Origin of the sequence: Vogesella margarita, assembly GCF_028548475.1 — a bacterium.
Taxonomy (GTDB): Bacteria; Pseudomonadota; Gammaproteobacteria; order Burkholderiales; family Chromobacteriaceae; genus Vogesella; species Vogesella margarita.
Genome location: NZ_JAQQLE010000013.1, coordinates 83974 through 102227, shown reverse-complemented (window position 1 = coordinate 102227; position 18254 = coordinate 83974). Strand labels below are relative to the sequence as shown.

Sequence of the window (18254 nt, the reverse complement as noted above, 5' to 3'; positions counted from 1 at the left end):
GACGACAAGGTTGGCCGCAAGCGGGTGAGGGGTGTCTGCGGGCGAGGGCGGCGAGTCGCGTGACGGCAAGCGCGCCGAGGGGCGCGGTTAGCCTGCCAGCTTGTGCCCGGGCTGGCTGCTGAGGTGGCCGAGCACGATCACCCGTGCCAGGCCGAGGTTGGCCGCCTGCCAGGCGTCGGATTTGGCCAGTGCCGGCTGGCGGTGCAGGATCTCCAGCGCCAGCCGCAGGCAGCCCACCGCCTGCTGGCAGTCCTGCTGTGCCTGCTCGGACAGCAGGTTCTTGCGCTGGCGGCTGCCCTGGCGGCGGTCGTGGCCGGCAGGGAGCGGGGCTTGGGGTGTGGCGGTGCTGGTGCCGGCAGCCGGTTTGCCGGCCTCGCCCTGGCGGCGATAAAGGCGGTAGGGCAGCGGCCAGTCATCCACCGCCAGCATCTCGCGCCCGGTCAGCTCGCCGATGACCTGTTCCAGCTCCTGCACCAGCGCCGCGGTCTCCTCGGTTACCGCCCGCGACAGGCTGCCGCCGAGCATGACCTTTTCGCGCAACAGCAGGCTGCGGCGCAGCACGAAGGCGAGTTTGCCTTCCGCCAGCGCCCAGGCATCGGCCTCGTTGCCCTGGCTCGCACGCTTGTGCAGCGCGTCCAGCCAGTGCGCCCACGCCAGATACTCCGCCCCCAGTTGCGGCCGGGTGAGGGCGACAGAGGGCGGCGCGCTGGCGAGCGGCGGCGTGGCGTGTGGCCACGACGAGCTGCTGCCAAAGCTGACGAACTGTTTGCGCCGAACCGGCTTCATGTCGGTCTCCGTTGCGGGCTGGATAGTTGATTTATAGGCGCTTTGGCGTGGTGTGCTGTTGCGGCTGTTTGCGATGGACGAGGTGGTGCCCGGCAGAACGTGCTGTGCGAGACCTGTGCCGTGCCCAAGGTTGGCCGCAGTCGAAGAGGGGGTGCTGGCGCCGCGATGGGCTTGTCCGGGCGGGTGGGGCGGCTCAGTGCAATGGCAGGCTTTGCAGTTTGTTTGAAATCGTACATAATCAAAATATCGATTACGGAGAGCCCGCATGCAGCTTTATCTACCTGTCGCCACGCCGCTGCCTCAGAGCGTGCCGCTGTTTGGCGCCAGCGTGCCGGCCGGCTTCCCGTCGCCGGCCGACGACTACAGGGACAGCTCGCTGGATCTCAACCGTTACCTGATCCGTGACGCGGCGTCCTCGTTCATGGTGCGGGTGACAGGTGATTCCATGGCCGATGCCGGCATCCATCACGGGGATCTGCTGGTGGTCGATCGCGGTCTGCCGCCGCTGCACGGCCATATCGTGCTGGCCGCCATTGACGGCGCGTTCACCGTCAAGCGTCTGTACCGCCGCGACGGCCGCGTGGCGCTGCTGGCGGAGAATGCCGCCTATGCGCCGCTGGAGCTGGGCGGCGAGCAGGAGCTGTGCATCTGGGGCGTGGTCACCGCCTGCGTCAAGCGCTTCACATGAGCACCTTTGCGCTGGTCGACGGTAACAGTTTCTACACCTCGTGCGAGCGGGTGTTCCGTCCCGATCTGGCCGGCAAGCCCATCATCGTGCTCAGCAATAACGACGGCTGTGTCGTCGCGCGCTCGGCCGAGGCCAAGGCACTCGGCATCGACGCCTTCGTGCCGTACTACCAGATCGCGGCGCAGTGCCGCCGTCACGGCGTGGCGGTGTTTTCCAGCAATTACGCGCTGTATGGCGACATGTCGCAACGGATGATGCAGGTCGTGGCGCGCTGGGGCATGGCGCAGGAGATCTACTCCATCGACGAGAGCTTCATCACCCTCGACGGCATCCCCGAGTTGCACGATCACGCGGCCCGCCTGCGCGCTGACGTGTTGCAGCGTGTCGGCATTCCCACCTGTGTCGGCATCGGCAGCAGCAAGACGCTGGCCAAGCTGGCCAACAGCGTGGCCAAGACCCATCCGCGCTGCAACGGCGTGTTCGCCTGGGACTGGCTTGCGCGCGACTGGCAGGAAAAACTGTTGGCAAGGTTGGCCGCAGGCCGGGTCTGGGGCGTGGGCCGGCGCAGCGCGGACAAGCTCGCCCGTCTCGGCATCCACAGCGCGCTGGACTTGCAGCGGGCCGCGCCGCCGTTGATCCAGCGCCATTTCGGCGTCGTGCTGGAGCGCACCGTGGCCGAGCTCAACGGCGAGTCCTGTCTCGAACTGGACGACATCGCGGCGCCACGGCAGCAGCTGATCTCGTCGCGCTCGTTTGCGCGCACGGTGAGCGACCAGTCCACGCTGGCGGCGGCGATCACCCATCACGCCACCCGCGTTGGCGAGAAACTGCGCCAGCAGCACAGCGTGGCGCAGCTGGTCGGCGTCAGCATCCGTGGGAACCCGTTTGGCGATGCAACAGCGCAACGCGGCTGGACGGTGGTGCCGCTGCCTGGCCCCACCGCCGACACCCTGGCGCTGGTCAAGGCGGCACTGGCCGGGCTGGAGGCGATCTATCAGCCCGGCCACGGCTACAAGAAGGCGGGCGTGGTGCTGCTGGAAATCGGCGCCGCCCAGGCGCGGCAGCCGGACCTGTTTGCCGTCAGTACCGATCCGCGGCGCGCCGCCTTGCTGCAAACGCTGGATCAGGTAAACCGCCACTATGGCAGCGGCACGCTGAAACTGGCGTCGGAAGCGGTCAGCGCGGACTGGCGGATGCGGCAGGAGCAACGCTCGCCGCGCTGGACCACCTGCTGGGACGAGTTGCCGGTGGTGCGCTAGTGCGGGTCGCATCGCGGCATAACAGACATCACGCCAGCGCGGCAGCCGGCACGGTGGCGGCTTGCTAGAATCGGCCGATGAACCATTTCACTCTTTTCGGGTGGCCATGCATGGCACCCGTTCCGGCGAAGCGCCGGTCATGAACGGCTGGGGCGATGCGGTGCAGTACCGCCTGCTGACCACTGCGGCCGGCGAGCAGTTCTCCGTGCCGGAGTACATCCTGCGGGTAGAGGGCGCCGGGGCGGGCGGCTGGCAGTTGCGTTACGGCGAATGGACCGACTACGCCGATGTCGCCGGCGATACGGCGGGTGCGGCCAGGGCACTGGCGCTGGCGATCGAGGAAATGACCGCGCGCATCGAGTATCGCGGCAAGTAGCGCCCTGACCGTGGCCGGTCGATAAACCGGCGGCAGTGATGGGCGGACCTCTCTTCACACCACCCGGATTTGATGGCTGGCGATGGCCGGTCACGCATTCGGGCAACGGATGGGGCCATTTGTGAGTACTATGCTCGGTTAGCCATCAAGTTGAAGCCATCTGCCCATGCAAACAGAAGTCAAAGAGAAACCCCGCTACGCCCTGGTGGCATCGGTCCAGTTGCCGGATGTCAGTGATGTCGAGTTCGAGGCGTCACTCGCCGAACTGAGCGAACTGGCCAAGACGCTGGGTTTCCAGGTGGTGCAGACCTTTGTGCAAAAGCGCAGCAGCTTCGATCGCACCGCCTACCTGGGCGTGGGCAAGCTGGAAGAAGTCAGCACCTTCGTCAATCGCGGCGTCTGTAGCGACGATCTGGAAGCCGGCTCGCCAGCGCCGGACCCCGATGCCGTCGAGTTCGACGTGTTGCTGGTGGACCACGAAATCTCCCCGTCGCAGGCACGCAATCTGGAACTGGCCGTGGGGTGTCCGGTGATGGACCGCACCATGGTCATTCTGGAGATTTTCCATCGCAATGCCCGCTCGCGCGCGGCACGCGCACAGGTGGAAATCGCCCGCCTCGGCTATATGGCCCCGCGCCTGCGCGAAGCGGCCAAACTGGCCGGTCCGCAAGGCCGGCAGCGTAGCGGCGTGGGCGGTCGTGGTGCCGGTGAATCGCATACCGAGCTGGACCGTCGCAAGGTGCGTGACCGCATCGCCGAGCTGCAGCGCGAAATCATCGCCATGGAGCTGGAGCGCAAGACCCAGCGCGCACGGCGTCTGGAACGTCAGGGACTGGGGCTGGGCGGGGTGTCGCTGGTGGGCTATACCAATGCCGGCAAGTCCACGCTGATGCGGGCGCTGACCGGCAGCGAGGTGCTGGTGGCCAACAAGCTGTTCGCCACGCTGGACACCACGGTGCGTGCCCTCTACCCGGAAAGCGTGCCGCGCGTGCTGGTCAGCGATACGGTCGGCTTCATCAAGAACCTGCCTCACGGACTGGTGGCCTCGTTCAAGTCGACGCTGGAAGAGGCGCTGGATGCGGCGCTGTTGCTGCATGTGATTGATGCCAGCGATCCCGGTTTCCTGCGCCAGCTGGAAGTGACCGACGAAGTGCTGCACGAAATCGGCGCCGACGAAGTGCCGCGCATTCGCGTATTCAACAAGATCGACCATGTCGGTGATGAAGCCGCGCAGGCGGCCTGGACGGCCGAGCTGCAGCAGCGTTATCCGGGCTGCGTGGTGATGAGTGCGCGTCGGCCGGAAGAAGTGGCCAGCCTGCACGCGGCCATCGTCGCGTTCTTCCGGCAGGATCTGGTGGAAGACGAGCTACTGCTGCCGTGGTCGGCGCAACAGCTGCGCGGTGACATCTACAGCCACTGCCAAGTGCTGGAAGAGCGTGCCGAGGAAGACGGCAGCTGGTTCCGCGTGCGTGGCGAGCCGGAAACACTGCGCAGTCTGCGCGAGCAGCTCAATCCGGGCGCGCAGGGCAGGGAAAAGGAGTACTGGGAGGTCTGAGGCGCGACCGCAGTACGGGTTGTGCCAGTTGCGGCATTTCCTCATCTCCGCTTCGGGTCGGCACAGCCTCGGCGTCGCTACAGCTCTCCCTGCTCGTTGGCGACGAAGTATAGCGCCACGGAATTGATGCAGAAGCGCTCGCCGCTCGGAGGCGGGCCGTCGTCGAAGACATGGCCGAGGTGGGCGTCGCAGCGGTTGCAGCACACCTCGGTGCGGATCATGCCGTGGCTGGTGTCGCGGATGCGGTGGATGCTGCCCTTGACGGCCTCTTCCCAGAAGCTGGGCCAGCCACAGCCGGCGTCGAACTTGGTGGTGGATTCGAACAGCAGCGCGTCGCAGCACACGCAGTGGTAATTGCCGACCTGGCTGTGCAGGTAGTAGTCACCGCTGAACGGGCGCTCGGTGCCGGCCTCGCGGGTGACATAGTATTGTTCCGGCGTAAGGATGGCGCGCCATTCGGCCGGGGTCTTGAAAAGCTTGTCGGGCATGATGCATCTCCTTTGCGGCCAACCTTGGGGACTTCTTGAGCACTGGCGGATAGTCGTGCCGGAGGCAGTTTTCTTACAGCTCATCCAGGGTTTGTGCCAGATGGCGCTGGTCGGCCCATTCGATGATAGACCATTGCGCGGCATCGACACCCAGCCAGTTCAGCGCGGCATTGGGGATAGGCACCGCGCGCTGCGCCGTCAGCGGCTGGCCGCTGGCCAGGCGGTAGGCCATGTCCAGCACGCCGCCGTGGGAGACCAGCAGGATGCTCTGGCCGTGGTGTTCTGCCGCCAGCCGTGCCAGCGCGTGGTGCACGCGCGCGGAGAACGCCAGCAGGCTTTCGCCACCGCCCAGGTTGTGCGCCGGTTCGCGCTGGCTGTAGCCGTGCCAGGCGTGCGGCTGCTGTTGTGGGCCATCGGCAAGAGTCACGCCCTGCAGGGCACCGAAGTGGCGCTCGCGCAGTTCCGGCAAAATGGTGGCCGACAGTCTCAGCTGCTGTGCGATCGGCGCCGCGGTGCTGGCGGCGCGTTGCAGGTCGCTGCTGTACAGCGCGGCAAACGGGTGGGCGGCCTGCTTGAGGGCGGCGGCGAGACGGACAGCCTGCTGCCGGCCGTTGTCGTTCAGCGGGATGTCCAGCTGGCCTTGCAGGCGCCGCTCGGCGTTCCAGTCGGTTTCGCCGTGACGAACCAGGCAGATGCGGGTAACGGTCATGTCGGTGGCTCTCTAGCGCAAGGCAAAGGCCAAGCCTAACGGTACGAACAGCAGGCTGGCAAGGTTGCCGATCAGCACGATGGACGCCATGCGCTCCGGCTCCTGCTGGTACAGCTCGGCCATCAGGAAGTTCAGCACCGCCGGCGGCAGCGCGCCGAACAGCACCACCAGTGCGGTCTGCTCCGGCGCCAGCCGCAGCAGCGGGACCGCCAGCGCGGCACCGGCCAGGCCGGTCAGCGGACACAGCACGGCGCCGAGCAGGCCGACGCGCCAGCCGGCAAGGCTGACGTCCACCATGCGCACGCCCAGCGCGAACAGCATCAGCGGAATGGTCATCTCGCCCAGCATCTTGATGCCGGCCATCAGCCACGCCGGCAGGGTGATGCCGCTCAGACCAAAGACAAGGCCGAGCAGGGTGGCGATCACGATCGGGTTGCGGCGCAGCCCGGCCAGGCTGGTGTGGTGGCTGAAAATGAAGGCGCCGAGGGTGAAGTGCAGCAGGTTGGAGACGATGAACAGCACCACGAAGGCCTGGAAGCCCTGCTGACCGAAGGCCAGCAGCGCCAGCGGCAGCCCCATATTGCCGCAGTTGTTGAACATCATCGCCGGCAGCAGGGTGCGCGGGTCGATGCGGCACAGCCGCGCCACCGGCCAGCTCAGCGCGCCGGACAGCAGCACGATCAGCGCTGTGGCCGGCACCAGCTTCCAGTGCGCCAGCAGGTCGAAATCCTTGGCCGCCAGCGCGGAAAACACCAGCAGCGGTACGCAGACGTCCATGTTCAGCTTGTTGGCGGCGCGCATGTCCGGGCGCACACGGCGCGCGTACACGCCGCCGATCAGCACGATGACCAGTACCGGCAGGATGATGCTAAGGATGCGTTCGAACATGGACGGGCTCGCGAGGGTGGGGCAAACATTGTGGCGCAGCACCCGGACGTCGTGTGCGAGGGTAAACCCTCGCCTGGAGTGGAGTCGGCAGAACAACGTGTTCTGCCGACATGGGCGGCGTTACAGGATGCCGACTCCGGAGATTTCGCGGGCAAGGTTGGCCGCATAGTTGTCGGTCATCGCGCCGATGTAGTCCAGCACCTGCATGTAGGCGTGATACAGGCCCTGTTCGGTGTGCAGCGGGGCGGGGAGCAGGTTCAGTGCCAGCTGGTGGCGGGCGCTGAGCGCGTCTTCGCCCAGGGTCAGGCGGGTATGGATTGCCGGCACCAGCACGTCCAGCACCGTGCCGATGCAGGGGTAGGACGCCAGCTCGGTGACCAGCTTGGTGCGGTGGCGGTACACCTTCTGGCTGGCAAGTAGCTTGGCGGCGAGCAGGGTTTCCTTGATTTGCGGCGCGCAGACATCGATCAGGTCCTTGCCGGGGAAGCTGCCGCGCAGCAGCGTGTCCTGGTGCATCATGAATTTCTCGGCGACTTCGGCGACGCAGCGGCCGATGGCGATGCCGCGCAGCATCGCGCACTTCTGGCGCGGGTCGTCTGTGTGCCACAGGCGCTCGGTTTCGCCGAAGTGGCTGAACAGCGCCTCGAACTCGCGCACGTCGAGAATGCCGATTTCCACCGCGTCTTCCAGGTCGAGAATGGCGTAGCAGATGTCGTCGGCGGCCTCCATCAGGTAGGACAGCGGGTGGCGTGCCCACTCGTGTGCGCCCTTGCGAATCAGCCCCAGCTCGGCGGCGACGTGCTCGAAGTAGGCCAGCTCGGTGCGGTAGATGTTGAACTTGCCGCGCGCCTGCGCCCGCGGCGCGTCAGAGGTCCACGGGTACTTGATCAGCGCGCCGAGCGCGGCAGAGGTCAGCCGCATGCCGCCCTCGTTGCCGTACATCTCCAGGCTGGCAACCATGCGCAGGCCGTGGGCGTTGCCTTCATAGGTCCGGATGTCGGCCTGCTCCGCCGCGGACAGACCGTGCAGCAGGTGGGTGTGGCGCGGGTCACGGAACCATTCGCGCAGTGCGTCTTCACCGGTATGGCCGAACGGCGGGTTACCGATGTCGTGGGCCAGGCAGGCGACCTGCACCACGCTGCCGATGTCGAACGGGGTGTAGCCGGCCGGCAGCAGCTCGGCGTGCTGCATCATCGCGCCGACACGGTTGCCAAGGCTGCGGCCAACGCTGGCGACTTCCACGCTGTGGGTGAGGCGGTTGTGGGTGTGATCGTGGCTGGCCAGCGGGTGCACCTGGGTCTTGCGCCCGAGGCGGCGGAAGGCGCTGGAAAACACCAGTCGGTCGTGGTCGATGTGAAAGTCGCTGCGCAGGCCTGCCGCGGCCTCCAGCGTGGCGGGCGCCTGCGACGCCAGCACCTTGCCGGCCTGCAGTTTGAAACGGCGGGTGGAAAGCAGTGCTTCCCAGTTCATTACATGATCAGTCACGGCGGCGTGGTCCTTGAGGTCGGCAGACACGGTAAGCGTGCGCTTGCCATGCCCCGATCATGCCAGAAACACGGTGGCCGTGCAGGCGGGGCCGCCTCAGACGGCCAGCAGGCTGCGGCCTGGGCGGGCCGGTTTTCTGGCCAGCGGGATGTCGTAGCCAATCATGAACAGCGCGGCCTCGACACGGCGCAGGCCGGCGTCACCCTTGCACCAGTCGCTGCGGGCGGCGTCGCAGGCGGCACCCAGCAGCCAGCCGGCACGGATTTTCCATTCGGCGTGGAAGCGGCTGCGGTTGGCCAGCTGCTTGAAGTGCAGCAGCTCGGTGCTGGGGTTGCGGTTCATGGTGGAGGCGCCCGGCGCCCACGGAAAGCACAGGTTCGGGTCCAGCAGCAGGCGGTTTTTCTCGCAGAACTGGCGCACCAGGTAGCCCAGTGCGGCGCCGGTGCGGCCGTCGTAGGCCAGCAATCGCGGCGCGGCCAGGGTGTATACCTTGGTAAAGCCGGCGTTCATGCGCAGCTCGCCGTCGAAGGCGCTGCAGTCCGGGGCGTCGCTGGCAAAAATGGCGAGGCTGCGTTGCAGCTTGGCGGCAAGGTTGGCCGCATGGCTGCGAGCCCAGTCGCGGTTCAGGGTATAGAGCTTGATCACCTTGCCGCCGGACGCCCACAGCAGCGTGTCGTCGATAATGTCGACCAGCGCGTCGTGCTGCTGGCTCAGCGCCCGGTCCAGCCGTTCGCGCAAGGACTGCTGGATCGCCAGGTGTTGCTCGTAGTGGCGGCCATTCCAGTAAAAGCGCTGGAAGGCCTGCTGCAGGGTATCGGCACGGAAAGCGCGGTCGTAGCCGTCCGGCAGGATCTTGTCTCGGATGTAGAACTGGTGTTCGCCAAACGGCTCGCCGTCCAGCCAGCTGGCCAGCTGGGTTACAAACTGGCTGACGCCGGCATTGCCGAGGTAGGGCGCTTTTTGTAGTGGTGCAATCATGGGAAGAAGCGAACCCGAGTCTAGATGTTGGTGTGGGGTTGATCTTCTGTGCCGTGCTGGCCGGTGGTCGCCGGCTGGTGTTGTCGGCGCCTGCCTTGTGGGCAGGCTCTGCTATCGCAATATGTGAACAATTAAAGCATGAGCGATTGTTTCGCCCATGGCGTTGTCGTGATTGCCCGATGATGTGTAATTAATTGATTTAAGCTTCTGTGATGTTTGATTAAAGAACGTGGTGGATGCCGGCTTTTTATGTTGCGAAATTGCAACCAAGCTACAATAGCGGCATCAGAACATCAGCGGCGTAACCGCCATTGTGAGGATTGTTGTCATGCAGTTTGAACATTTGATTCGCATCTCCCCCGTCGATAGCAGCCAGGCGCCAATGCTGACCCGGCAGCAGCTGTGGCAGGGGCTGGTGTTGCGCGCCGAGCTGCCGATGCAGTTCGACGAAAACATCACCAGTGCACGCATCGTGGCGCGCAAGGGGAGCGTCTGGCAGCGCGAAATTACCTTCGGCTCACTGGTCGTGAACGAACGCATTGAGCTGGAAGAGGCGCAGGAAGTGCGTTACTACGCGCAGGCTTCAGCGTCGCATCCGGGCGGCTCGCGCATCATGCGCATCGAGGAGCCGGAGCCGGGCGTGCTGTTCGTGCGCTTCATCTACGACATGTCGGCGCTGGTCGCGAATGCCAGCGAGGCGGAACTGGCGCGACTGCTGCCCTACGTCAAGTCGGCGTACCAGCAGGCGGACATGGATACCGCCGAGCGCATCATCGAGCTGATCGTGACCGGCCAGCTGACGCAGCAATAAGCTCGTATCGCGGCACATGATGTACACTCTCGCCCTCTTTGCGCCGGCCGCCTGGCGGTCGGCAAGCTGATCGGATTGCGCTAGCCCCTGCGGTTATCGCCTTTGGGGCGTTGCATGCACTACACCATTTTCGATACGCCGGTCGTGCGTACCCTTTGTCGCTGGTTTTCCGTTGTCACGCTGCGCCTGCTCGGCTGGCGGCTGGATGGCGACTTTCCCTGCCTGCAGAAGTACGTACTGATTGGTGCGCCGCATACCAGCAACTGGGATTTTCCGCTCACCCTGATGTTCTGCTTTGCCGCCCGCGCCCGGATCTACTGGATGGGCAAGCACACCCTGTTCAGCGGGCCGTTCGGGCCGCTGATGCGCTGGCTGGGGGGCGTCGCGGTTGACCGCCGCCAGAACAATTCGCTGGTGGAGCAGATGGTGGCCGAATTCCGCCAGCGTGATGCGCTGGTGCTGGCGGTGCCGCCGGAGGGCACCCGTGGCCGGGTGACGGAGTGGAAGAGCGGTTTCTATTACATCGCGCAGGGTGCCGGCGTGCCGATTGCGCTGGCGTATCTCGATTATCCGCGCAAGCGTGGCGGTATCCTGGCGCTGTACCAGCCCAGCGGCGATATCGCGGTGGACATGCCGCAGATTCGTGCCTTCTATCGCGACATCATCGGCAGGCACCCGCACAAGCAGTAAGCGGTGCCAAGGCCAGCCGGCAATGAAAAACATCACGCCAGGCGTGATGTTTTTTTATGGCTTATTGCGTTCCGGGCCGACATCCAGTGCCGCCCAGCCGGCGTGTCCCAGCTCTTCCAGCACCTCGATATTGCGCTCGAAGATCGCCTCTGCCTCCGGAAAGGCCTCCACTGCCCGCGCGATGCTGCTCTCGCGGATCAGGTGCAGGGTCGGGTAGGGCGAGCGGTTGGTGAAGTTGCCGATATCGTTGACGGTGGTGTCGGCAAACTGGAATTTCGGGTGGAAGCTGGCCACCTGGATCTCGCCTTCCAGCCCCATGTCGGCCACCGCGGCATCGACGATTTCCAGAAAGTCGTTGAAATCGAGAAAGCGCTGCAGCGTGTGCGGGTGCACCAGCAGGGTGGTATCAGTTTCCTGCGGGTCGGTCTCCTGCAGCAGGCGCAGCTCCAGCATCAGCTGTTCCAGCAGGGTGGCCGGATCGCGTGCCTCGCTGACGATGATGCGGACCTGGTTCTTGACGTAGACCGATTTGGCAAACGGGCACAGGTTCAGGCCGATGACGGCGTTTTCCAGCCAGCGGCGGGTTGCATCAAGAATGGCGTCTTGGTCGGTAGTGTTCATGGCGGTGCCTTGCGCGCGGTAACAAAACAAAAAACCCGGACATGATCCGGGTTTTTTTCGGCTTTCGTACAGCCAGCGGCAGAATTACTCTGGCTGGATGTTGGAAGCTTGCTTGCCCTTAGGGCCGTCAACGATGTCGAAGCTTACGCGCTGGTTTTCAGCCAGAGTGCGGAAGCCTTTGGAGTTGATCTGGGAGAAGTGAGCGAAAACGTCGTCGCCGCCGTTGTCTGGAGTGATGAAGCCGAAGCCCTTGGAGTCGTTAAACCATTTAACGGTACCGGTTGCCATGTTCTGTTCCCTTTGGAGAATAGGTAAATTGAGAAAAGCGCATGTCAATCAAGAGAAATGACAAACTGTGGTACGGGCAGGGCCACTACAACAACTGACAGATCACATCTTGAAAAACTGCAGAACGCAGTCTGCCTGTTGGTGTCGTCCTCGGCAAGTGTTTTTTGGCGTGCAGGGAGAAAATTGTCGGAAATCCGGGGTAGAAGCGGGCAATCATTGCGTCTGGTCAAGCTTTGGCGGCGCGTTGCCGCCGGCTGTGGCACATTGGTCTGTCATTGGCTATACAGCATCGATAAGCCGGACAAGACCCGATATTCACCGGAGGCGTGGCGTGGCCAGTTTACCTGCGTATTACCGCATCGAAGACGAAGAAAGCTTTACCGATTTCCAGAATGCGCTGGAAGACTATGCGCCGCGGATCGCGCACCTGCTGAGCGCATTGCGGCAGACGCCGGGCGACACCGGGCTGCTGGGCGAACTGATGCGCCTGCTGCACACCATCAAGGGTGATGCCGGGCTGTGCCGGCTGGGCTTTCTGGTGCCGCTGCTGCATGGCATGGAGGACGTGCTGGTGCGGGTGCGCAGCGGCGAGCTGCCGTTCGGCTACAACATCGAGCAGGTGCTGTTTCTGGCGCTGGACCGGCTGGAGTTGCTGATGCAGACGCTGGAGCTGCACAGCGAGGCGACGCTGGCCGACTTTCACCTGTTGTGCCAGGAGCTGGCGCAGGTTGCGCAAACACCACCGGCGGCGCTGGACGGTGCCATCGCGCACCTGATCGAGACGGTGACTGGCTACAAGCCGGTGGTGCCGTATCAGGCCGACGCCCAGGCCGCCGCGCTCAGTGCCAGCCAGCGCGACGATCTGCGCCTGTTCCACCAGCTGGCGATGCAGTTCGAGCAGCGTTCGCTGCTGTTCCAGGGTCGTACCGAGCGCAACCTGCTATTGGCGCGCGCCTGCAACGAGGCGGCCGGCTTTGCGGTCAACCCGCTGCAGCTGGAGGCGGCGATCTACCTCCACGATCTGGGCATGATGTTCCTGCCGGAAGCGCTGTGGCTGAAGCAGGGGCGGCTGAGCGAGGAAGAGCGGGTGCAGCTGGCGCACCACCCGCAATGGGGTGCCGACCTGCTGGCGCGGATGACGGGCTGGGAAGAGGCGACGCTGATGGTGCGCCAGCATCACGAACGGCTGGACGGCAAGGGCTATCCGGCCGGGCTGGGTGGCGACAGCATTTGCGACGGCGCGCGTTTGATCGCGATCGTTGATGCGTTCGAGGCAGTGATTCTCAAGCACAGCCAGCGGCAGCAGGCCCGTTCGCTGCTGCGCGCGGTGGCGGAGCTGAACGCCTGCGAGTCGCAGTTCGACCGGCGCTGGATCGGCCACTTCAATGCCGTGGTGCACCGGCGCATCGCCAGCGGCGAGGGGCTGCCGCACATCCGCTAGTTCCGGCGGGCTGACGAACGGACAAAAGGTTGGCCGCAACGCTGCACGGCGTTGCGGCCAACCTTTTGCCATTATGGGTTTACGCCGCTAGTGCTGCATGAAGCGGCGCAGCGGCGTGCTGTCCCAGTCGACGCTGTCGAGCAGGTTTTTCACGATCAGCCCCAGCTCGGTGTCGCCCTCGATGCGCAGCCGGCGCGAGAAGAATAGCGTGTCCGGGTCTTCCTCGCGCAGCATCAGCCGCAGGAAGTCGGCCAGGTTGGCGGCCAGCCGCAGGTCGGGCGCGTCGCCACTGTTGCCGGTGTGGAAGCGCTCGTCATCGGCACGGAAGGTCAGCGTCAGGCCGGCGTCGCAAATCTCCACCGCGAAGGTCTTGCCGCTGAGCAGGCTCATGTCGGCGGCCAGTACCTGCCGCTTTTGCAGCTGGTTGAGGCTGTGCACCAGCAGCCACGCCGGCGGCGTTGCCGGCAGGCGTTGCAGCCAGCGGCGGCCGAAGGGCGGCAGGGTAAAGTCAGGAACAGGCATGGTGGTCTCCCTGGTAGGCAATGCCGGCCTCGCCGCGCCAGTAGCCGTCGGCCAGCGGCATCGCGGACAGCGACTGCAGCTGCTTCGCGGCCGCTGCCGCGGTGGACGGCTGGGTCAGCACGTCACGGAACTGCTGCACGATGGCGGCCATGTTGTCGGCCTGCGGGCTGAGACGCAGGATGCCGACGCCGCTGTGCTGCAGCGCCGGGTAGTGCGCCAGCAGCGATTGCCGCGCCGCGGACTGGGTCTGGATGCCGTTGATGGCGAGGAAGGGCTGGCCGTCCTGGGTGTGCATGGTCATGCCTTCCGGATGCTCCAGGCACTTGAACTGGCAGTCGTCCTTGTTCAGCCGGTAGTGGCGGGCGGTAAAGCAGCGCGCGGAGTAGGCCAGCGGCAGCCGGCCCCAGGCGAACAGCTCGGTCTCCGGCAGGTCTTCCTCATCGCCGAGGATGTCGCGCAGCAGGCTGGCGCTGCACTCCAGCGGGCACACCCAGCGGTAGGCGCCCAGTTGCTGGAACAGGCGCAGCGTGTCGCGGTTGTAGATGTTGAGGTGCGGGCCGGCGACGAAGGGCAGCTGGCGCTCGTGCAGCAGGCGCACCGCGCCCAGATCGTTGGCCTCCAGGCGCACGGCACCGTGTTCGATCAGCTGGCGCAGGCGTTTGAGGTCGCTTTCGCTCTCCAGCAACACCTGGCTGGAGAGAATGATTTCCTTGCCGCTGGCGGCGAGGTCGTCGGCGAGGGCGATCCAGTCGCGGGTGCGCAACTGCTGGCGCCGCGAACAGACCACTTCACCCAGATAGATGATGTCCAGCGGCCAGCCGGCGGCTTCGGCGTAAAACTCCATCACCTGGTCGCGATACCAGAAGTACTGCAGCGGCCCGAGCGAGAGCCTCATGGCGGGATGTGACATGATTGAAGCGTCTCCTTGTTATTTCCACGGCCGGTCGTAGGCGCCGAGGGTGACCTGCTGGCCTTCCGACACCTTGGCCAGCGCTTGTTGCCAGGCCGGCTTGACGCTGAAACGCTGCGCGCTCTGGCCGGCCTGATCCAGTGCCTCGCGCAGCGCGCGGGTGACCTGCGCGACGTAGGCCGGGCTGCGCTGGCGGCCTTCGACCTTGATCGCGGCAACGCCGGCATCCAGCAGCTGCGGCAGCATCGCCAGCACGTTGAGGCTGGACGGCTGCTCCAGCACGTAATCGGTATGGCCTTCCACCTCGAAACGGCCCTTGCACAGCGTCGGGTAGCCGGCGGTTTCGCTGGCGCCGTAGCGGTCGATCAGGATGTGGTTGAGGCGGGCGTCCATGCCCTGGCCGTTGTCCTCCCAGCGTACGAAGCGCGCCGGCGAACAGACGCCGTGGCTGTTCGGCGATTCGCCGGTGGCGTAGCTGGACAGTAGGCAGCGGCCTTCCACCATCACGCACAGGCTGCCGAAACCGAACACCTCGATCTCGACGCTGGTATTGGCGATCACGTGGCGCACCTGATCCAGCGTCAGCACCCGCGGCAACACCGCGCGCTGCACGCCGAACAGCGATTGCGCCAGATTGATGGCTTCGTAGTTGGTGGCTGAGCCCTGTACCGACAGGTGCAGGCGCAGCGCCGGGTGGCGCTCGTGCGCGTAGGCGAGCAGACCCAGGTCGGCGAGGATTACCGCGTCGACGCCCAGCGCGGCAGCCTCGTCGATGGCGGCGCGCCAGCGCAGGCTGTCGCCGCCGCGGGCGTAGGTGTTGATCGCCATCAGCACCTTGCGCTTGTGGTCGCGGGCGTAGCGGATGCCCTCGCTGGCACTGCGGTGGTCGAAATTCAGCCCGGCGAAGTTGCGGGCGTTGGTGTCGTTCTTGAGGCCGAGATAGACCGCGTCCGCGCCATTGTCGATGGCGGCCTTCAGCGCGGGCAGACTGCCCGCCGGGCAGATCAGTTCGGGAAGACGTTGCATGCTGTGTTTCCGTCAGTCGGGACCGGCGCACAGTAGCAAGCGGCAAGGCGGGCGGCCTTATCCTGGGTCAAGTGGGGCCATCCGGCGGAAGCGGCCCCCACCAATGGCGTAGTCGACGTTGGCCGCAATGAAAACGGGGCCACCGAAGTGGCCCCGCTGATCATGGCGGCGTGCGGCTCAGCCGAAGTGGCAGACGTAGTGCACGGTGTCGCTGACCTCGATCTGGAACGAGCTTTCGCCCGGCACCTTGAACGAGTCACCGGCCTTGTAGCTGCTGGCGCTGGTTTCGCCGGCGAGGGTGACCTTGCATTCGCCGGCCAGGATTTCCATGATTTCCGGGGCGCCGGTGCTGAACAGCAGCTTGGCCGGCAGGATCACGCCGACGGACTTGCGGCTGCCGTCCGGCATGATGATGCCGTGGCTGACGCACTTGCCGTCAAAATAGACATTGGCTTCTTTTACGACGCTGACGTTGTCGAACTGACTCATGGTTTCTCCGATTTCTTTGTCTGCAGTACGGGTGGATCCCGCTTATTTGTGCTCTGGCATCATGCCCGTTGCCGCGGTGCAACGTCAACAAGCTTGCCGCATCGTCGCGGCGGCCGGGGCGTAAAAAAAGGTTGGCCGCAATCTTGCGGCCAACCTTGCCGGTGCTGCGGACAAGTCCGGTTTAATCCAGCGGAATCTGTAGCCCGGCCTGGCTCGCCGGTGCGCGCAGGTCCATCAGCACCAGCTTGCCCTTCTCGCTGGCGTATTTCACGGTGTCGAGACGGTTGGTTTCCAGCAGCAGGTACATGATGTCTTGCTCGCTGATGCCGCTGCCCTTGGCCTGGGCGATGGCCTCGGTCAGACTGGCGGCTAGCACCGTGCGGGCGCGGGCGAGGCCCTCGGCGCGCAGCTGCTGCGATTCGGCCTCGGCGCGGGCTTCGCCGACGATCAGGATGCGCTTGGCTTCCGCCTCCTGCACCGCCGCCTCGCGCTTGCGTTCGGAGGCGATCACGCCGTTGAACGCGTGCTGCACCTCTTCCGATACCGTCGGCTGGTCGATCAGCACGCTGACGATCTCGTAGCCGTAGGTGCCCATGCGCTCGGCAAGGCTGGCCTGCATCTGCTGCGCCAGCTCGTCGCGGTCCTCGTACATGTTCATCAGCGTCATCGCCGCGGTGGACGAGCGCAGGGTGTTGAGCACCCAGGTCTTCACCTGCTCCTGCGGCGACGCCAGCTGGTAGTAGGCATCGGCGGCGCGCTCCGGCAGCACCCGTACCATGATCGCCACCGGCAGGGTGACGAACATGTTGTCGCGGGTCTTGACCTCGACCTGCGCCGACAGCTCCTGCACGCGCAGGTCCATCAGGCAGGCGATGCGCTGCACGCCGGGGATGATCCAGTTCAGGCCCGGCGTGAGCACGCGCGCGAACTTGCCGAAGGTTTCGACGATGGCCAGCGTCTGCTGGTCGATGACGCGCAGGCCGGCGATGACGATGAGGGCGATGAGGCCGAGCAGGATGAGGATGGCCATGGTGACTCCTGGTGCAGGGGGAAAGCCGCAGTATGCCAGCATGCGATGCCAAAGGGCTAACAGGGCGCCGTTGCGGCCAACCTTGGCGCAAGGTTGGCCGCAACCGTCAGTATCGGCTCGGCAGGAACAGGCTGCCCTGCAGCAGCGGTCGCGCGGTGCGTGTCATCACCACCTCGTCGATGTGCCAGCCGGCCGGCGTGGACGACAGCCGTGCCTCCAGCTGCTGCTGGCCGCTGGCGTGGGCAAAGCGCAGCGCCTTGCCGCGCACCACGCCGCCGCAGGCTTCCGCCACCAGCGTGCCGTCGATCGCGGCGGCCGCCGCCAGCGCGATGGCGCCGGTGCCGGTGTAGGCGTGATGCAGCCGGCCCATGGACAGGATGCGCGCGGTCAGCGCCGTGCCGGGAGCCGTGGCTGGCGACACAAAGCTCACCTTCGGCGTTGCCGGCCGTTCGCGGCTGGCGGTGTCGATGTCGGCGGCAAGGCCCATCGCCACCGCGCCGGCGGCGCGCACCCACTCCAGCTGCCGGTTGACCGCCGCGTCGGCGAGGTCGCCGCGCTCGTCACCGGCGAGGCCGACATCGGCGGCGCGCACGAACACGGTCGGGTTGCCGGCGTCGATCAGCGTGGCGGCGAGGGTGCTGCCGTCCGGCAGGCTCAGCGTGTCGCAGACGCGGCCGGTGGGGAACAGCCGGCCGCTGGCGCCGCCGGCGGGATCGAGAAAGCGCAGCGTCAGCGGCGCGCCGGGAAAGGCGACGCCGTCGATGTGGTAGTCGCCTTCCCACACCGGCAAGCCGTTGCGCATGGTCAGCTCGGCGATGATGGTCTTGCCGATATTGGCCTGCCAGATGCGGACGCTGACGGCGCCGTCGCGCGGCGCACCGGCTACCATGCCCTGCAGCAGCGCGAACAGCGGCACCGCCGCGCTGAGGTTACCGCAGTTGCCGGACCAGTCGATCAGCGGCTCGGCGATCGATACGTGGCCGAACAGGTAGTCGATGTCGTGGTCGTCACGCTGCGACGGGTGCAGCAGCACCACCTTGCTGGTGGTGGAGATGCCGGTGCCGAGGCCATCGATCTGCTTGCCGTAGGGGTCGGGACTGCCCAGCACGCGCAGCAGCAGCGCGTCGCGCGCCGCGCCGGCCGGCGGCAGGTCGTCGTGACGGAAAAACAGGCCCTTGCTGGTGCCGCCGCGCAGCAGCGTGACGTCGAGCATG

Annotated in this window: 21 protein-coding genes; 7 read left to right on the top strand and 14 right to left on the bottom strand. The window is 65.7% G+C overall.

Annotated features, from left to right (window positions below; translation table 11 throughout):
* Nucleotides 1–87 precede the first annotated feature (87 nt).
* The gene (locus tag PQU96_RS13935) at nt 88–786 is read right to left on the bottom strand and encodes a hypothetical protein (RefSeq protein WP_272773007.1); all 699 of its coding nucleotides are present in this window, start codon (nt 784–786) and stop codon (nt 88–90) included.
* A gap of 265 nt (nt 787–1051) precedes the next feature.
* Between PQU96_RS13935 and PQU96_RS13930 the strand changes: the two genes are divergently transcribed.
* From PQU96_RS13930 to hflX, 4 genes are all read left to right on the top strand, one after another.
* Nucleotides 1052–1474, top strand: a complete 423-nt coding sequence (locus PQU96_RS13930) for a LexA family protein (protein ID WP_272773006.1) — start codon at nt 1052–1054, stop codon at nt 1472–1474.
* Nucleotides 1471–2733, top strand: coding sequence for a Y-family DNA polymerase (locus tag PQU96_RS13925; RefSeq protein ID WP_272773005.1), 1263 nt, complete (start codon nt 1471–1473; stop codon nt 2731–2733). The genes PQU96_RS13930 and PQU96_RS13925 overlap by 4 nt, the downstream gene beginning before the upstream one ends.
* A gap of 106 nt (nt 2734–2839) precedes the next feature.
* Entirely contained in the window at nt 2840–3109 is a 270-nt protein-coding gene (locus PQU96_RS13920) for a hypothetical protein (RefSeq protein ID WP_272773004.1), read from the top strand.
* 166 nt (nt 3110–3275) lie between these two features.
* A complete protein-coding gene (hflX, locus tag PQU96_RS13915; protein ID WP_272773003.1) occupies nt 3276–4664 on the top strand; it encodes a GTPase HflX in 1389 nt (462 codons plus the stop codon).
* Nucleotides 4665–4741: 77 nt separating this feature from the next.
* Here the strand turns inward: hflX and msrB are convergent, their stop codons facing one another.
* From msrB to PQU96_RS13890, 5 genes are all read right to left on the bottom strand, one after another.
* Nucleotides 4742–5152, bottom strand: a complete 411-nt coding sequence (gene msrB, locus PQU96_RS13910) for a peptide-methionine (R)-S-oxide reductase MsrB (protein ID WP_272773002.1) — start codon at nt 5150–5152, stop codon at nt 4742–4744.
* A gap of 73 nt (nt 5153–5225) precedes the next feature.
* Nucleotides 5226–5861 carry a histidine phosphatase family protein gene (locus PQU96_RS13905; protein ID WP_272773001.1) on the bottom strand — a complete coding sequence of 212 codons (636 nt, stop codon included), beginning with the start codon at nt 5859–5861 and terminating at the stop codon, nt 5226–5228.
* 12 nt (nt 5862–5873) lie between these two features.
* Nucleotides 5874–6749 carry an AEC family transporter gene (locus PQU96_RS13900; RefSeq protein ID WP_272773000.1) on the bottom strand — a complete coding sequence of 292 codons (876 nt, stop codon included), beginning with the start codon at nt 6747–6749 and terminating at the stop codon, nt 5874–5876.
* Nucleotides 6750–6869: 120 nt separating this feature from the next.
* Entirely contained in the window at nt 6870–8219 is a 1350-nt protein-coding gene (locus tag PQU96_RS13895; protein WP_272773058.1) for a deoxyguanosinetriphosphate triphosphohydrolase, read from the bottom strand.
* A 111-nt stretch (nt 8220–8330) separates the two neighbouring features.
* Complete coding sequence (locus tag PQU96_RS13890) at nt 8331–9212, bottom strand: hypothetical protein (RefSeq protein WP_272772999.1); 882 nt, start codon at nt 9210–9212, stop codon at nt 8331–8333.
* Nucleotides 9213–9540: 328 nt separating this feature from the next.
* Here PQU96_RS13890 and PQU96_RS13885 point away from each other — a divergent pair, with 328 nt between their 5' ends.
* On the top strand, nt 9541–10023 hold the full coding sequence (locus PQU96_RS13885) for an AtaL-like protein (RefSeq protein WP_272772998.1): 483 nt from the start codon (nt 9541–9543) through the stop codon (nt 10021–10023).
* A gap of 114 nt (nt 10024–10137) precedes the next feature.
* The gene (locus tag PQU96_RS13880; RefSeq protein WP_272772997.1) at nt 10138–10713 is read left to right on the top strand and encodes a lysophospholipid acyltransferase family protein; all 576 of its coding nucleotides are present in this window, start codon (nt 10138–10140) and stop codon (nt 10711–10713) included.
* 54 nt (nt 10714–10767) lie between these two features.
* Here PQU96_RS13880 and PQU96_RS13875 read toward each other — a convergent pair whose 3' ends face one another.
* Complete coding sequence (locus PQU96_RS13875; protein ID WP_272772996.1) at nt 10768–11334, bottom strand: DUF1415 domain-containing protein; 567 nt, start codon at nt 11332–11334, stop codon at nt 10768–10770.
* Nucleotides 11335–11418: 84 nt separating this feature from the next.
* Nucleotides 11419–11622, bottom strand: a complete 204-nt coding sequence (locus tag PQU96_RS13870; RefSeq protein ID WP_047965275.1) for a cold-shock protein — start codon at nt 11620–11622, stop codon at nt 11419–11421.
* 331 nt (nt 11623–11953) lie between these two features.
* On the opposite strand from PQU96_RS13870, the gene PQU96_RS13865 reads away from it, so the two are divergent.
* A complete protein-coding gene (locus PQU96_RS13865) occupies nt 11954–13063 on the top strand; it encodes an HD-GYP domain-containing protein (RefSeq protein WP_272772995.1) in 1110 nt (369 codons plus the stop codon).
* Nucleotides 13064–13150: 87 nt separating this feature from the next.
* On the opposite strand, the gene ubiT is transcribed toward PQU96_RS13865, so the two are convergent.
* The 6 genes from ubiT to PQU96_RS13835 all read right to left on the bottom strand — a co-directional run bounded on the left by ubiT (nt 13151) and on the right by PQU96_RS13835 (nt 18253).
* The gene (gene ubiT, locus PQU96_RS13860) at nt 13151–13585 is read right to left on the bottom strand and encodes a ubiquinone anaerobic biosynthesis accessory factor UbiT (protein WP_272772994.1); all 435 of its coding nucleotides are present in this window, start codon (nt 13583–13585) and stop codon (nt 13151–13153) included.
* A complete protein-coding gene (locus PQU96_RS13855; RefSeq protein WP_272772993.1) occupies nt 13572–14495 on the bottom strand; it encodes a U32 family peptidase in 924 nt (307 codons plus the stop codon). The genes ubiT and PQU96_RS13855 overlap by 14 nt, the downstream gene beginning before the upstream one ends.
* 18 nt (nt 14496–14513) lie before the next feature.
* A complete protein-coding gene (ubiU, locus tag PQU96_RS13850) occupies nt 14514–15521 on the bottom strand; it encodes a ubiquinone anaerobic biosynthesis protein UbiU (RefSeq protein ID WP_272772992.1) in 1008 nt (335 codons plus the stop codon).
* A 177-nt stretch (nt 15522–15698) separates the two neighbouring features.
* Nucleotides 15699–16010, bottom strand: coding sequence for a pyrimidine/purine nucleoside phosphorylase (gene ppnP / locus PQU96_RS13845; protein ID WP_120809766.1), 312 nt, complete (start codon nt 16008–16010; stop codon nt 15699–15701).
* Nucleotides 16011–16191: 181 nt separating this feature from the next.
* A complete protein-coding gene (locus PQU96_RS13840) occupies nt 16192–17040 on the bottom strand; it encodes an SPFH domain-containing protein (protein ID WP_272772991.1) in 849 nt (282 codons plus the stop codon).
* A gap of 106 nt (nt 17041–17146) precedes the next feature.
* Complete coding sequence (locus tag PQU96_RS13835) at nt 17147–18253, bottom strand: 2-methylaconitate cis-trans isomerase PrpF family protein (RefSeq protein WP_272773057.1); 1107 nt, start codon at nt 18251–18253, stop codon at nt 17147–17149.
* Between the last annotated feature and the right edge of the window lies 1 nt (nt 18254).

Bases quoted from the DNA above. Each gene is read 5' to 3' on its own strand.
- PQU96_RS13935 (WP_272773007.1), bottom strand. From the start codon at position 786: ATGAAGCCGGTTCGGCGCAAACAGTTCGTCAGCTTTGGCAGCAGCTCG.
- PQU96_RS13930 (WP_272773006.1), top strand. From the start codon at position 1,052: ATGCAGCTTTATCTACCTGTCGCCACGCCGCTGCCTCAGAGCGTGCCG.
- PQU96_RS13925 (WP_272773005.1), top strand. From the start codon at position 1,471: ATGAGCACCTTTGCGCTGGTCGACGGTAACAGTTTCTACACCTCGTGC.
- PQU96_RS13920 (WP_272773004.1), top strand. From the start codon at position 2,840: ATGCATGGCACCCGTTCCGGCGAAGCGCCGGTCATGAACGGCTGGGGC.
- hflX (WP_272773003.1), top strand. From the start codon at position 3,276: ATGCAAACAGAAGTCAAAGAGAAACCCCGCTACGCCCTGGTGGCATCG.
- msrB (WP_272773002.1), bottom strand. From the start codon at position 5,152: ATGCCCGACAAGCTTTTCAAGACCCCGGCCGAATGGCGCGCCATCCTT.
- PQU96_RS13905 (WP_272773001.1), bottom strand. From the start codon at position 5,861: ATGACCGTTACCCGCATCTGCCTGGTTCGTCACGGCGAAACCGACTGG.
- PQU96_RS13900 (WP_272773000.1), bottom strand. From the start codon at position 6,749: ATGTTCGAACGCATCCTTAGCATCATCCTGCCGGTACTGGTCATCGTG.
- PQU96_RS13895 (WP_272773058.1), bottom strand. From the start codon at position 8,219: ATGAACTGGGAAGCACTGCTTTCCACCCGCCGTTTCAAACTGCAGGCC.
- PQU96_RS13890 (WP_272772999.1), bottom strand. From the start codon at position 9,212: ATGATTGCACCACTACAAAAAGCGCCCTACCTCGGCAATGCCGGCGTC.
- PQU96_RS13885 (WP_272772998.1), top strand. From the start codon at position 9,541: ATGCAGTTTGAACATTTGATTCGCATCTCCCCCGTCGATAGCAGCCAG.
- PQU96_RS13880 (WP_272772997.1), top strand. From the start codon at position 10,138: ATGCACTACACCATTTTCGATACGCCGGTCGTGCGTACCCTTTGTCGC.
- PQU96_RS13875 (WP_272772996.1), bottom strand. From the start codon at position 11,334: ATGAACACTACCGACCAAGACGCCATTCTTGATGCAACCCGCCGCTGG.
- PQU96_RS13870 (WP_047965275.1), bottom strand. From the start codon at position 11,622: ATGGCAACCGGTACCGTTAAATGGTTTAACGACTCCAAGGGCTTCGGC.
- ubiT (WP_272772994.1), bottom strand. From the start codon at position 13,585: ATGCCTGTTCCTGACTTTACCCTGCCGCCCTTCGGCCGCCGCTGGCTG.
- PQU96_RS13855 (WP_272772993.1), bottom strand. From the start codon at position 14,495: ATGTCACATCCCGCCATGAGGCTCTCGCTCGGGCCGCTGCAGTACTTC.
- ubiU (WP_272772992.1), bottom strand. From the start codon at position 15,521: ATGCAACGTCTTCCCGAACTGATCTGCCCGGCGGGCAGTCTGCCCGCG.
- ppnP (WP_120809766.1), bottom strand. From the start codon at position 16,010: ATGAGTCAGTTCGACAACGTCAGCGTCGTAAAAGAAGCCAATGTCTAT.
- PQU96_RS13840 (WP_272772991.1), bottom strand. From the start codon at position 17,040: ATGGCCATCCTCATCCTGCTCGGCCTCATCGCCCTCATCGTCATCGCC.
- PQU96_RS13835 (WP_272773057.1), bottom strand. From the start codon at position 18,253: ATGCTCGACGTCACGCTGCTGCGCGGCGGCACCAGCAAGGGCCTGTTT.